At 64.0% G+C, this 13,224-nt stretch carries 12 protein-coding genes and 1 pseudogene; 8 read left to right on the top strand and 5 right to left on the bottom strand.

The features are described 5' to 3' along the window. Nucleotides 1-282: 282 nt before the first annotated feature. Nucleotides 283-1,789: pseudogene (locus X756_RS01000000165300) on the bottom strand (FAD-linked oxidase C-terminal domain-containing protein). Nucleotides 1,790-2,011: 222 nt separating this feature from the next. Next, nucleotides 2,012-3,334: a DUF3422 family protein gene (locus X756_RS157805; protein WP_023729099.1), complete on the bottom strand. Its 1,323-nt coding sequence runs from the start codon at nucleotides 3,332-3,334 to the stop codon at nucleotides 2,012-2,014. A 205-nt stretch (nucleotides 3,335-3,539) separates the two neighbouring features. On the opposite strand from X756_RS157805, the gene X756_RS157810 reads away from it, so the two are divergent. The 3 genes from X756_RS157810 to X756_RS157820 are packed head-to-tail and all read left to right on the top strand — an operon-like array spanning nucleotide 3,540 to nucleotide 6,309. Beyond that, entirely contained in the window at nucleotides 3,540-4,337 is a 798-nt protein-coding gene (locus X756_RS157810; protein ID WP_023729098.1) for an FCD domain-containing protein, read from the top strand. A 12-nt stretch (nucleotides 4,338-4,349) separates the two neighbouring features. After that, on the top strand, nucleotides 4,350-5,486 hold the full coding sequence (locus tag X756_RS157815) for an alpha-hydroxy acid oxidase (RefSeq protein WP_023729097.1): 1,137 nt from the start codon (nucleotides 4,350-4,352) through the stop codon (nucleotides 5,484-5,486). A 55-nt stretch (nucleotides 5,487-5,541) separates the two neighbouring features. Then, nucleotides 5,542-6,309 carry a metallophosphoesterase family protein gene (locus X756_RS157820; protein WP_023729096.1) on the top strand — a complete coding sequence of 256 codons (768 nt, stop codon included), beginning with the start codon at nucleotides 5,542-5,544 and terminating at the stop codon, nucleotides 6,307-6,309. Here X756_RS157820 and X756_RS1000000167175 read toward each other — a convergent pair. Then, complete coding sequence (locus X756_RS1000000167175) at nucleotides 6,306-6,446, bottom strand: hypothetical protein (RefSeq protein ID WP_006206855.1); 141 nt, start codon at nucleotides 6,444-6,446, stop codon at nucleotides 6,306-6,308. The two genes, X756_RS157820 and X756_RS1000000167175, sit on opposite strands and share 4 nt — an antisense overlap. 277 nt (nucleotides 6,447-6,723) lie before the next feature. After that, nucleotides 6,724-7,422 carry a type 1 glutamine amidotransferase gene (locus tag X756_RS157825; protein WP_023729095.1) on the bottom strand — a complete coding sequence of 233 codons (699 nt, stop codon included), beginning with the start codon at nucleotides 7,420-7,422 and terminating at the stop codon, nucleotides 6,724-6,726. 86 nt (nucleotides 7,423-7,508) lie between these two features. Between X756_RS157825 and X756_RS157830 the strand changes: the two genes are divergently transcribed. The 4 genes from X756_RS157830 (at nucleotide 7,509) to X756_RS157845 (ending at nucleotide 11,562) form a co-directional block, all read left to right on the top strand. Further along, complete coding sequence (locus X756_RS157830; protein WP_023729094.1) at nucleotides 7,509-8,156, top strand: hypothetical protein; 648 nt, start codon at nucleotides 7,509-7,511, stop codon at nucleotides 8,154-8,156. Between the two features lie 31 nt (nucleotides 8,157-8,187). Continuing rightward, nucleotides 8,188-8,922, top strand: coding sequence for a 16S rRNA (uracil(1498)-N(3))-methyltransferase (locus tag X756_RS157835; RefSeq protein WP_023729093.1), 735 nt, complete (start codon nucleotides 8,188-8,190; stop codon nucleotides 8,920-8,922). A 114-nt stretch (nucleotides 8,923-9,036) separates the two neighbouring features. Then, nucleotides 9,037-10,410: a glutamate--cysteine ligase gene (locus X756_RS157840; RefSeq protein WP_023729092.1), complete on the top strand. Its 1,374-nt coding sequence runs from the start codon at nucleotides 9,037-9,039 to the stop codon at nucleotides 10,408-10,410. Between the two features lie 90 nt (nucleotides 10,411-10,500). Beyond that, on the top strand, nucleotides 10,501-11,562 hold the full coding sequence (locus X756_RS157845) for a DUF937 domain-containing protein (protein ID WP_023729091.1): 1,062 nt from the start codon (nucleotides 10,501-10,503) through the stop codon (nucleotides 11,560-11,562). A gap of 234 nt (nucleotides 11,563-11,796) precedes the next feature. Here the strand turns inward: X756_RS157845 and X756_RS157850 are convergent, their stop codons facing one another. Next, complete coding sequence (locus tag X756_RS157850) at nucleotides 11,797-12,087, bottom strand: DUF1127 domain-containing protein (protein WP_023670560.1); 291 nt, start codon at nucleotides 12,085-12,087, stop codon at nucleotides 11,797-11,799. A 178-nt stretch (nucleotides 12,088-12,265) separates the two neighbouring features. Here X756_RS157850 and X756_RS157855 point away from each other — a divergent pair, with 178 nt between their 5' ends. Further along, complete coding sequence (locus X756_RS157855) at nucleotides 12,266-13,222, top strand: LysR substrate-binding domain-containing protein (RefSeq protein ID WP_023670561.1); 957 nt, start codon at nucleotides 12,266-12,268, stop codon at nucleotides 13,220-13,222. Nucleotides 13,223-13,224 lie beyond the last annotated feature (2 nt).

The raw sequence follows: 13,224 nt of genomic DNA, 5'->3' as shown, positions 1-13,224 counted from the left end.
ATGGGTCGAGTTCCTTCGCGCCCCCCTCTGTCCTGCCGGACATCTCCCCCACTTGGGGGGAGATTAGCAGCTTTGGCGACCGCGCCTCTCTAGCAACGTCGAAGATTGGCGAAGGCAGAGATGACTGGTGATCTCCCCCCTTGTGGGGGAGATGTCCGGCAGGACAGAGGGGGGCGCGAAGGATCGCCGACGTGAGACATTCCGCCCCCATCAAAACCTCGGAATGTCCGGAAACGCCACCTGGCCGCGATGCACGTGCATGCGCCCAAGCTCNCGCCCCCATCAAAACCTCGGAATGTCCGGAAACGCCACCTGGCCGCGATGCACGTGCATGCGCCCAAGCTCCGCGCAGCGGCGCAGTTGTGGAAACACCTTCCCGGGGTTGAGCAGATGGTTGGGGTCGAAGGCGCATTTGACGCGCATTTGCTGGTCGAGGTCGATCTGGTTGAACATCTCCGGCATCAAATCGCGCTTCTCGACGCCGACGCCGTGCTCGCCGGTCAAGACGCCGCCGACCTTGACGCAGAGCCGCAAGATGTCGGCGCCAAAACTTTCCGCCTTGTCGAGTTCGCCCGGCACGTTGGCGTCGTAGAGGATCAGCGGATGCAGATTGCCGTCGCCGGCGTGGAAGACATTGGCGACGCCAAGGCCGTATTTCTCCGACAGTTCGCGCATGCCGGCGAGCACACGCGGCAATTCCTTGCGCGGGATGGTGCCATCCATGCAGTAATAGTCGGGCGAGATGCGGCCGACCGCCGGGAAGGCCGCCTTGCGGCCGGCCCAGAAACTCAGCCGCTCCTGTTCGGATTGCGAGATGCGGCAGGTGGTGGAGCCGTTCCTATAGGCGATCGCTTCGACGAGACCGATCAGGTGATCGACCTCGACGCCCGGCCCGTCGAGTTCGACGATCAGCAGCGCCTCGACATCAAGGGGGTAGCCGGCATGGACGAAATCTTCCGCGGCATGGATCGCCGGCCGGTCCATCATCTCCATGCCGCCAGGGATAATGCCGGCGCCGATGATGTCGGCGACGCATTGGCCGCCCTGCTCGCTGGTCGGAAAGCCGATCAGCAGAGCGCGCGCCGTCTCCGGCTTCTTCAGGATGCGTACCGTGACCTCGGTGACGACGCCGAGCAGGCCTTCGGACCCCGTCATGACGCCGAGGAGATCATAGCCTTCCGAGTCCAGATGATTGCCGCCCAGGCGCACCACCTCGCCGTTCATNGCCGTTCATCAGCACCATCTCGATGCCCAGAACATTGTTGGCGGTCAGGCCGTATTTCAGGCAGTGCACGCCGCCGGAATTTTCCGCGACATTGCCGCCGATCGAGCACGCGATCTGGGAGGATGGGTCAGGGGCGTAGTAAAAGCCCTCCTGCTCGACGGCAATGGTGATGCCAAGATTGGTAACGCCTGGCTGAGCGACGACGATGCGGTCGGGATAGTCGATGGCCAGAATGCGGTTGAAGCGGCTCATGACCAGCAGCACGGCATCCTCGAGCGGCAGCGCGCCGCCCGACAACGAGGTTCCGGAGCCGCGCGGCACGACACGGATGTTGCGGTCGTTGCAGTATTTCAAGATGCGCGACACCTGCGCCACCGTTTCCGGCAGCACCACGACCAGCGGCAATTGCCGGTAGGCGGTGAGGCCGTCGCTTTCGAAGGCGCGCATCTCATTGGTGGCGTCGACGACGCCCTCGCCCGGCACGATGATGCGCATGTCGGCGACGATCTCCGCCCGCCTTCGCATAGTGGCGTCGTCTGGCTTGGGCATGACAAGGCCGGACATCGGCGGCGTTCTCCGCTTGGCTGGTAAAAATCTTTTACCAGTTACATCTGGATGTTGCAAACACCGCATTGGGCAAAGAGCGTACTGCCGGCCTTCCGCAGCGGCAATCTGCCGCTGGCCCGGCAGGGCGGATAGTCCAGCGCCTTGCCCTTCGCTGGCTCAGGGCGTTCGAAGCTCGAAAAGCCAAGCAATTGGCTTTTCGTCCGCTGCGCGGACCGCTTCTCACTCCCCCGGATGTTTCGCCGGCTCGGAGTGCATCCGCCTGACTCGCCGCACGCCCCACCAGACCAGCAGGATGGCGACCGGCACCGCGACGGCCGTGACGACTTCCGGTGCAAAGGCATGGCCGAAGATCGAGGCGCCCTTGGCGAGATAGGAGATCAGGCCGACGACATAGTAGGACACTGCCGCCACCGACAGGCCTTCCACCGTCTGCTGCAGCCGCAGTTGCAGCCGGGCACGGTTGTTCATCGACGCCAGCAGATCGCGGTTCTGCTTCTCGACCTCGACATCGACCCAGGTGCGCAGCAGCGTGGTGGCGCGGGTTAGTTTGCGCGACAGGTTGGCCTGGCGCTCCTCGACCGAACGGCAGGTGCGCATGGCGGGTGCCACCCGCCGCTGCAGGAAGCCGCCCCAAGTGTCGTAGCCGGGCACGGCTTCTTCGTCCAGCGCTTCCAGCCGCTCGACAACGATGCCGTCATAGGCGCGGCTGGCGCCGAAGCGATAGAGGCTGGAGGCGGCATCAGCCTCGAGTTCAGCGGCAAGCTCGGTCAGGTCGGCGAGCAGCGTCTGGCTGTCGCGGGTTTCAGCGACCTTCATTTCCAGCGTGGTCTGCGCCAGCCGGTCCTCAATGCGGCGGGCGCGGCCCGACAGCGTCAGCGCCAGCGGCAGGCCGAGCATGGCAAGCGTGCGATACGTCTCGACGTCGATCAGCCGCTGCGACAGCGCGCCGGTCCGCGCCGGCGTCAGGCCGCGATCAAGCACCAGGATGCGGGTCAGGCCGTCGCCGTCCTGGCGGAAATCGGTGACGATGGCCGCATTGCCGCGCTCGACCAGCGAATAGCAGAGGCTCGTCGGGTCGAAGGCCGCAATCAGCTTCTCGCTTGCCGGCGTCCATTTGCGGATCTCCAGCCTTATGCCTGAGATCACCGTTCCCGGCGGCGAGAACCCGTTGCCGAAAGGAGAATCCTCCTGCGCCCTGCCGCTTTCGGCAAGCGGCCCTTCCCAAAGATAGGTCGAGAATTCCGTATGCCGCTCCCAGCGCAGCGTACCCTTGCCCCACTTCATGGCGTGGTGGCGGGCATGACGGTCGGGCGCCGCGATGCCGAGGCGCCGCGACAGTTCGGAGAGCACGGCCATGTCGACGCCGGAGCCGCCCTCGGTCATGAAGGCGAGTTGCACAAGCACGCGCGGCTTCTCGATCAGCGGATGCGGCCGGGCATGGACCTCGCCGATCGCGCCGGGCCGTCCCTCATGCGCGGGAAAGCCCATCACGCTGCCCTGGGCGCGCGGCTGGAATTCGAGGTTGGACGTCTCGTCCGACACGGTGGTCCCCCTGTTCTCGACCCTTCGTGTGATGGCGTCCTCTAAAGGCAATCCATGAGGCGCGTAAACACCAAAGTCTAGCATCGTAGGTCCTGCCGGCGCGACGCGCAGACCGACCCGATTGGGCAAATTGGATAAATAATTTGACCAGTTGGCGACGCTGGCTTTATCTTGCGCGACGCCGGTTCAATTTCCCAGGCCCCCGTTGAGCGATATTTTCTCCAGGATCGAGCATTCGCGCACCGCCGACGAGGTGGTGCAGCAGATCGAAAGCCTGATCCTTGAAGGCGTGCTGCGCACCGGCGACCGGCTGCCGGGCGAGCGCGAGCTGGCGCGCCAGTTCGACGTGTCGCGGCCGATCCTGCGCGATGCGCTCAAGGCGCTGGATGGGCGCGGGCTGCTGATCACCAAGGCCGGCGGCGGCACCCATGTCGCCGACGTCATCGGCCAGTTGTTCACCAAGCCGGTGACCGACCTCATCTCGATGCACCGCAAGGCGGTGACCGACTATCTGGAATACCGCCGCGAGATCGAAGGTGTTGCGGCCGAATATGCGGCGCGGCGCGCGACAGCGGACGACATTGCGCTGCTCGACCGCATCATGGCGCGCATGGACGAGGCGCACCGCACCGGCGATTTCGACGACGAGGCGGAAATCGACGTCGAGTTCCACCATGCTGTGTGCGAATGCGCGCACAACATCATCCTCTTGCACACACTGCGCTCCTGCTACCGGCTGCTGTCTGAAGGCGTGTTCCAGAACCGGCTTCTGGTGTTCAGCGTGCCCGGAGCGCGCGAGGCGCTGCTGGCCCAGCACGGCGCGATCTACAAAGCCGTGAAGGCCGGCGATCCCTCAGCTGCCCGCCAGGCGGCGATGGACCATATCTCCTATGTCGAGCGCTCGATGCTCGAGGCCGAACGCAGCGGCGACTGGCAGCGCGTGTCGCGGCTCAGGCTTAAGCAGCGCTCCGACGCCGACGACGGCTTCAAGACGACTGGCTAACGAGGAACCACCATGAGCGACATCCTCACCATTGCCGATCTCAAGGACCTGGCGCGCCGGCGGGTGCCGAAGATGTTCTACGACTATGCCGATTCCGGCTCCTGGACCGAAAGCACCTACCGCGCCAACGAGGAGGACTTCCAGAAGATAAAATTCCGTCAGCGCGTGCTGGTCGACATGAGCAACCGCTCGCTGGAATCGACCATGATCGGCGAGAAAGTGGCGATACCGGTGGCGCTTGCCCCAACTGGAATGACCGGCATGCAGCATGCCGATGGCGAGATGCTGGCGGCGCAGGCGGCAGAGGAATTCGGCGTGCCGTTTACGCTGTCGACGATGAGCATCTGCTCGATCGAGGATGTCGCGTCGGTGACGAAGAAGCCGTTCTGGTTCCAGCTCTACGTGCTTCGCGACAAGGATTTCGTGCTCGACCTGATCGACAGGGCGAAGGCTGCAAAATGCTCGGCGCTGGTGTTGACGCTCGACCTGCAGATCCTGGGGCAGCGCCACAAGGATGTCCGCAACGGGCTGTCGGCGCCGCCCAAGATGACGCTGGCCAACATTGCCAACATCGCCATGCGGCCGCGCTGGCTGATGGGCATTGCCGGCACCAAGCGCCGCACCTTCCGCAACATTGTCGGCCATGCCAAGGGCGTCGGCGACGTCGCTTCGCTGGCATCGTGGACGACGGAGCAGTTCGACCCGCACCTGTCGTGGAAGGACGTCGCCTGGATCAAGGAGCGCTGGGGCGGCAAGCTGATCCTGAAAGGTATTCTCGACAAAGAGGACGCGCTGATGGCGGTCGAGACCGGCGCCGACGCCATCATCGTTTCCAACCATGGCGGGCGCCAGCTCGACGGCGCATCGTCGTCAATCATGGCGCTGGAGGAGATCGCCGATGCCGTCGGCGACAGGATCGAGGTGCATATGGACGGCGGCATCCGCTCGGGCCAGGACGTGCTGAAGGCGCTTTGCCTCGGCGCCAAGGGCACCTATATCGGCCGCCCGTTCCTGTACGGGTTGGGCGCCATGGGCAAGCAAGGCGTGACCCTGGCGCTGGACATCATCCGCAAGGAGATGGACATCACGCTGGCACTGTGCGGCAAACGGCTGGTGACCGAGATGGGCAAGGACCAGTTGCGGCGATAGGGTCTTGTTCACCGATTAGACCCTAGCCTCGCTGGATCACGGAGACGAAGCCGCCTTGATCGAGACCGGCATCCACTACCTCGACGCGCGCGCGCCCGATGGCATGCGCCTCTATGCGATCGGCGACGTGCATGGCCGGCTCGATCTGCTCGCCGCCATGCATCGCCGCATCGAGAGCGAACTCGAATACAAGCCGACCAGCGATTGGCGCGTCATCCACCTCGGCGACTATGTCGACCGCGGACCAGAGTCCAAGGGCGTCATAGACTTCCTGATCGAGGCACAGAAACGCGATCCACGGCATGTGATGCTCGCCGGCAACCACGATATCGGCTTCCTCGATTTTCTCGACGAGCCTGACCCGGAAGGGCTGTTCATCCGCTATGGCGGCGTGCAGACGGCACAATCCTATGGCGTCGACCTAGCGGGACACGCAAGCTGGTTCGGCAAGGCCGAGGCGTTACGGCGGGGACACCAGGCACTGGTCAATGCTGTACCGCAAGCCCATGTCGACTTCCTGCGGTCGCTGCAATTGTCACTGATATCAGGTGATTTCTTCTTCTGCCATGCTGGCGTCAGGCCTGACGTGCCGCTGGAGAGCCAGAGCCCGCAGGATCTGGTCTGGATACGCGACGTCTTCCACAACCATCCAGGGCTTTACCCGAAGGTGATCGTGCACGGCCACACACCGGTGCCGGAGGCGGAGGTGATGCCGAACCGCGTCAATGTCGACACGCTCGCCTGGCAGTCAGGCATGCTCAGCGCGCTCGCCGTGGACGGCGCGGACAAGCGTATCCTGACTGTGCAGGGAAAAGCGTTTTAGCGAAGCGCGGCGGTGACGCCGTAGCCGTCGACGGCCTGATGGTTGTTGGCTGCATCGGCGGAATAAATGCCGAGACCGCACAAAACGATGGCAGACAGCATGACAAAGGACAGAAGCGCTGCTTTCACGGACGTCATCTCTAGTTGAGCTTCCTGCATCTGGGCACGAGGCGGTTACCAATGGGTTGAAACCGAGAATTCGTCTCAAAGTTTCGACGATTTCGCGCTTGTAGGTCGATTCTGTATCGGCGGTGTGTCGCGCGGATCACACAGAAGGTTCATCGCGGTTGCATTGCCGATGCAAAGCGCGCGCCTTGTAGGATAGCGTTCGGCCACAAACCAAGAACGAAAGAAGTTGTCCCCGGCAGATTCCCCGCCGCGTGCCAATTATGCAACGGCCGCGCGTTGGCTGGGCTCAGATTGTCGCCACCCAGGCGCGGGCAATGGCCAAGCCCGCGGCGTCGGCCTCGGGGCCGTTGCGTGCCATTTCGCTGTCGAGGCGATCCTGCCAGTCGGGATGGCGATCGGCAATCAGCGGCGCGAAGGATGCGCTCCAGTCCCTCACAATCGGCTGGTCGGCCTCGAAATGGAACTGGAAGCCGTAGACGGCGCGGCCGATACGGAACGCCTGGTTCTCAGCAATTTCGCTGCCGGCAAGCCGCACCGCATTTGATGGCAGCGCGAAAGTGTCGTCGTGCCATTCGAAGATGGGGAAATCCTGGGGAAGTGCGCCAAGCACCGGATCGGTTCTGGCGTCCGGCGTCAGCGATACCTTGTGCCAGCCGAATTCCGAGGCGCCGCCGATCTGGTTCTCACCGCCGAAAGTGCGGGCAACCAACTGGCTGCCCAGGCAGATACCGAGAACCGAGCGATCCTTGGCGGCGAAATCGCGGGTCAGTTCGAGCAGCGCCGGGAAATACGGGTAGTCATCGTCGGCCAGCGCATTCTGACCGCCGCCCAGCATCACCATGGCATCGTGTCCGGTCGCGTCGTCCGGCAGCGCATCGCCCTTGTAGGGCCGGCGCAGGTCGAGATCGGCGCCGGCTTCGGCGAGCGCGGCACCAACCTGGCCAAGGCCGGTGTTGTCGTAGTTCTGGACCACCAGCACCCGCATCGCAAAACCCTGCTGACATGAAATGACGCGACGAGCGATATCATGTCGCCAGCATTGCAGCCAAGATGCGTATTCGGGAGAGAGCTATGCCACTGCAGAACCGGGTCGATCCGTTCGGCGCCATCCATGCCATATCCGAGCGCGGCCTGTTCACCGGCAATCGCGGCATCATCCACGATCCGGAGACCAAGACGCTGCTGAAAAAGCGTTGGGCCTTGCCGGCCTGGATCATCTGCGTTTGCCAATTCCGCAATGTGCGGCGCGAGCCGATGGGCAGGAACCGGCCGGGCGGCAGGGCCGGCTGGACCGAGTTGTTCTTCCTCGACGAGGTGACGGCGCTGGCCGCCGGGCACCGTCCCTGTTTCTATTGCCGGCGTGAGCGAGCCAAGGATTTTGTCGGGCGTTTCGGCAAAGTCTTCGGTGTAAACGAACCGCGCGCGCCAATGGTGGACAAGCGGCTGCACAAGGAGCGGCTGGCTTCCGGCGGCCAGCCACCTGATGTCACCATGGGAGAGCTTGCCGAATTGCCGGACGGAGCGATGATCGCGGATGGCGGCTCGGCCTATGCGTTGCGCGGCGGCAACGCGCTGCCCTGGTCGTTCGCAGGCTATGGCGATGCGGCGGCCTTCGACAGCCTTGCCGGCCGGTCGCTGCGCCTGCTCACACCGGCCACGACCGTTTCGGTGCTGCGGCACGGTTTTGAACCGCTGTGGCATCGTTCCGCCGAGACTTGACGCCAGGCACCGCCTCGCCCATTCCTCGGCGATGCGCGCCAATTACAAGATGCAGCGGCTGTTCGTGCCGGACGACCTCGCGGCAGGCATCGAATTCGATGCCGGCCAGCAGCAGAGCCATTATCTCACGCATGTGCTGCGGCTCGGCGAAGGCGCCGAGATCCTGGTGTTCAACGGCCGCGACGGCGAGTGGTCGGCGGCGATTGCCACCAGGTCGAAAAGGGCGGTGCGGCTGAAGGTGCTGGCCTCGCAGAGACCGCAACCGCCCCTGCCTGACCTGATCTATTGCTTCGCGCCGCTGAAACAGGGCCGGCTAGACTATCTCGTGCAGAAGGCGGTCGAGATGGGCGCCGGCATCCTGCAGCCGGTGATCACCCAGCACACGCAAGTGGCAAAACCCTCCATCGACCGGCTGCGCGCCAATGTCGTCGAGGCGGCCGAGCAATGCGGCATACTGGCGGTGCCGGAAGTGCGCGAGGCCGAGAAATTCGAGCGCCTGCTCTCCGGCTGGGACAAGGAACGCCGGCTTATCTTCTGCGACGAGGATGCCTCGACCAACAACCCGCTGCCGGCATTGCAGGCGGTGCCGGAGAGGAAGCTGGCGCTGCTGGTCGGGCCGGAAGGCGGCTTTTCCGACGACGAACGCAAGATGCTGCGGGCGCTCCCCTTCGTCACTGCCATCCCGCTCGGACCGCGCATCCTGCGCGCTGACACAGCAGCTGTAGCGGCGCTTGCGGTGATGCAGGCGACGGTCGGAGACTGGTAAGAGGCGTAAAGATCAATTCCTGTTGACCTGTGGCTCAGGATTTTTCGCTTGATCGGCTGCTGACATTTCGTCCATTTAGCGCCGGCGGGCTCCGAGAGCCGCAGAGGGGGCCCCATGGCGCGCGACACAACCGATTTCCGGCCAATCGAAGGCATCGACGAACTGGTCGAGCATCTGGCCGAAGGCAACAAGCCGCGCGACAAGTGGCGCATTGGGACCGAGCACGAGAAGTTCCCCTTCTATGTCGACGGCAACGCGCCGGTGCCTTATGGCGGCGAGCGCGGCATCCGCGCCATCCTCGAAGGCATGCAGCAAAAGCTCGGCTGGGACCCGATCATCGATGACGGCCGCATCATCGGCCTGGTCGAGCCGACCGGACAGGGCGCGATCTCGCTGGAGCCTGGTGGCCAGTTCGAGCTGTCGGGCGCGCCGCTGGAAACGATCCACCAGACCTGCCGGGAGGGCAATGCGCATCTGGCGCAAGTGCGCGAGATCGCCGAGCCGATGGGCATCCGCTTTCTCGGCCTCGGCGGCAGTCCGAAATGGTCGCTCGCCGAGACGCCGAAAATGCCGAAATCGCGCTACGAAATCATGACCCGCTACATGCCCAAGGTCGGGACCAAGGGTCTCGACATGATGTATCGCACCTGCACCATCCAGGTGAACCTCGACTTCGAAAGCGAAGCCGACATGCGCCGCAAGATGCAGGTGTCGCTGAAGCTGCAGCCACTGTCGACGGCGCTGTTTGCCAACTCGCCCTTCACCGACAGCCGGCCGAACGGGCTGCAGAGCTGGCGCGGCGACATCTGGCGCGACACCGACAACCAGCGCTCGGGCCTGCTCGAATTCTGCTTCTCGCCCGAGTTCGGCTTTGCCGACTATGTCGAATGGGCGCTCGACGTGCCGATGTATTTCGTCATCCGCGACGGCCACTATCACGACATGACGCACATCACCTTCCGCCAGTTCATGGCCGGCGCTGCCCGCAATGAAGTACCGGACGGACTGCCGACCATGGGCGACTGGGCGAACCATCTGTCGACCCTGTTCCCTGACGTCAGGCTGAAGCGCTTCCTCGAAATGCGGGGCGCCGATGGCGGGCCGTGGCGCCGCATCTGCGCGCTGCCGGCCTTCTGGGTCGGGCTGCTCTATGACGAGGCCGCGCTCGACGCCGCCGAGGCGCTGACTTCGAGCTGGACCTATGAAGAAACGCTGGCGATGCGCAATGCGGTGCCGGAACAAGGCATTTCCGCGCCGTTCCGCAACACGACGCTGCGTGAGATCGGCCGCGATGTAATGACCATTTCGCGCCTTGGGCTGAAAAATCGCGGCAGGAAGAACCGCGACGGCTATGACGAGACCTCGTTCCTCAACACGCTGGACGAAGTCGTGGCGCGCGGTACCACCAGTGCCGAGGAAATGCTGTCGGCCTACCACACGCGCTGGGGCGGCTCGATCGAGCCGGTGTTCATGGAATATGCGTATTAGCGTCGCGCCTTGAGCAGCGGCAAAAGCCGCTTCAATCGAACATCGAAACGAACTAGGTTCTCCCTCGAGGATTTCCGGGAGGAGAAACCGATGCGTACCTTGTTCGACATATTGGCGCAGGCGCAGAACGGCAACGGCATGCAGGCGCTTGCCCAGCAGTACGGGCTTTCCATGCAGCAGACGCAGGCGGCTGTCGCCGCCCTGCTGCCGGCCTTCTCGCAAGGGCTGCAACGCAACACCGCCGATCCCTATGGGCTCGGCGCCTTCATGACGGCGATGGCGAGCGGCCAGCACGCCAAATATTTCGAGGACGCGACCAGGGCTTTCTCACCGCAAGGCGTCAATGAGGGCAATGGCATTCTGGGTCATCTGTTCGGCTCGAAGGAGCTGTCGCGCGCGGTGGCCAGCCAGGCCGCGCAGGCGACCGGCGTCAGCCAGCAGATCCTGCAGCAGATGCTGCCGGCCATCGCTTCGATGGTGATGGGCGGATTGTTCAAGCAGACGACAAACCAGTTGACCGGGGGTCAGATGCAGGCCGCCGGTGGCTTCGGCGGCGGCAGCAATCCGCTCGGCGAGATCATCGAACAGATGATGCGGCAGGCGGGCGGCGGGGCACAGCCTGCGCCGCAGCCAGCACCCAATCCTTACGGTGAGAACCCGCTGGGCAAAGTGCTGCAGGACATGTTCGGCGGCGGCGCCCAACAGCCGCAAAGCCAGCCGCAACAGGCGCCCAACCCCTATGGCGACAATCCGCTGGGCAAGGTGCTGCAGGATATGTTCGGCGGTGGCGCGGCACAGCAACCGCAGGGCCGGCCGCAGCAGCCAACACAGCCGCAACAGACGCAGAGCCCTTACGGCGATAACCCGCTGGGCAAGATTTTTGAAGAGATGATGCGGCAAGGCGGTGGTGGCGGCTTCGGCCTGCCCGGTGGGCAGCCGGCGCCGCAGCAGCCGCAAGCACCCCAGCCGCGACAGGCACCGCAGGAGCGCCAGGCGCCGCAACCGCAGGCCAATCCGAGCGGCAGGCCACGCAATCCGTTCGACGATATTTTCGGCAAGATGTTCGAGACCGGCGCCCAGCAGCGCGACGACTATCAGAAGGGCGTGGAAACGATCTTCGACCAGTTCAAGCGGGACATGGACCGGCGGTAGTTGGCGGTAGTTGGGCGCTGACCTTCGCGGCTTCGGAGCAAGGAACGAAGCGACGCGGCGCAGACCGCACGATGACGACGGAGCTTTAAAAGAAAAGCCCGGTCCTGGAGGAGGACCGGGCCAGTGTGCAGGCTGGCCGGCGGGGAACCGGCAGGGAGTGGGGAGCCTGCTATACTCGTTGGTCGCAGCGAAGCCTGAGAAAGGTTCACGGCAACCGAAACAATGCGCCCGATATCACGCTATCTGGCGGGCGAGATCTTCGATCGTATCGGCACGATCGCTCGCAATCGCACGCAGCTTCACGGTCGGATCCGCGCCGAACGGCACATCGATGGCGACATGGAGATCCGCGCGCGTCAGGCCGATATCGGCGAGTTCGGCGTCCGACATCTCGCCGAGGCGATAGAAGGCCCGGCGATTTTTCCAGGCCTGGTAGGCATTGAGAAGAGTGTTGGCCACGCGCGTCGCAACGGCCGGACGCGAGGTGATGCGCGAGGTCTCTGTGGCGAAATCAAACGTGGTCATGTCGGTCTCCTTCAGACTCGAACTGGACAAGACCAGGCGATCGGCGCTGGGGACAGCGGCCGTTCCGGTCTCGATTCACATGCCTTCATGTGGACAATGTGAATTTGCCACGCACCGATTGATTAATCCAACGAATGTTTCTAATCTTTAGCATCAACGCTAGTGATGGATTGGACCGATGAAAGCGCCACTCGATCTCGACCAGTTGCAGACCTTCATCTCGATTGCCGATACCGGCAGCTTCACCCGTGCGGCCGAGGAAGTGCTGCGCACGCAATCGGCGGTGTCGATGCAGATGCGCCGGCTGGAAGAGCGGATCGGCAAGCCGCTGTTCGAAAAGGACGGCCGCACCAACAGGCTGACCGAGGAAGGCGACAAGCTGCTCTCCTACGCGCGCCGCCTGCTCTATCTCAACCGCGAAACGCTGGCCGCCTTCGATGATCAGCGGCTCGAAGGCACCATCCGTATCGGCACCCCCGACGACTATGCCGACCGGTTCCTGCCCGAAATCATGGCACGCTTCACACGGTCAAATCCGCGCGTCGAACTGACTGTCATCTGCGAGCCGACACCAGGCTTGGTCGAGCATATCAAGCGCGGCAATCTCGATCTTGCGCTGGTGACGCACAATGATACGCGCGGCCAGTCGGAAGTGGTGCGGCGCGAGCCGCTGCTATGGGTGACCTCGGCCAACCATGCCACGCACGAACAGGAAGTGCTGCCGATGGCCTTCGGCCGGCCGAACTGCATCTGGCGGCGCGCCGCCGTCGATGTGCTCGACCGGCAAAGCCGCGACTATCGCATCCTCTTCACCAGCTTCTCGGCGACCGTCATCACCGCCGCGGTGCTGTCGGGGCTGGCGATCTCGGTGCTGCCGGAATGCGCGCTGCGGCCCGGCATGCGAGTGCTGGGCGAAGCCGACGGTTTTGGCGCGCTGCCCGACTGCCGCATCGGCATCATGCGCGGCCAGACCTCGCGGCCCGAAATCGTCGACGCGCTGGCCCGGCACATCTCGGAAAGCCTCGACAATATTTCCGTGCCGCTCGGCGAAGAAACGGGAAGCTTCGATTTCGCCTCGCTCGCCTTCGCCAAGATGAAGCGGAGCAAGCCGAACCAGATCCTGCCTGGCTGGTAGGA

This window comes from Mesorhizobium sp. LNJC405B00, from assembly GCF_000502615.1.
GTDB lineage: Bacteria > Pseudomonadota > Alphaproteobacteria > Rhizobiales > Rhizobiaceae > Mesorhizobium.
This window is presented reverse-complemented; position numbering and strand designations above follow the sequence as displayed.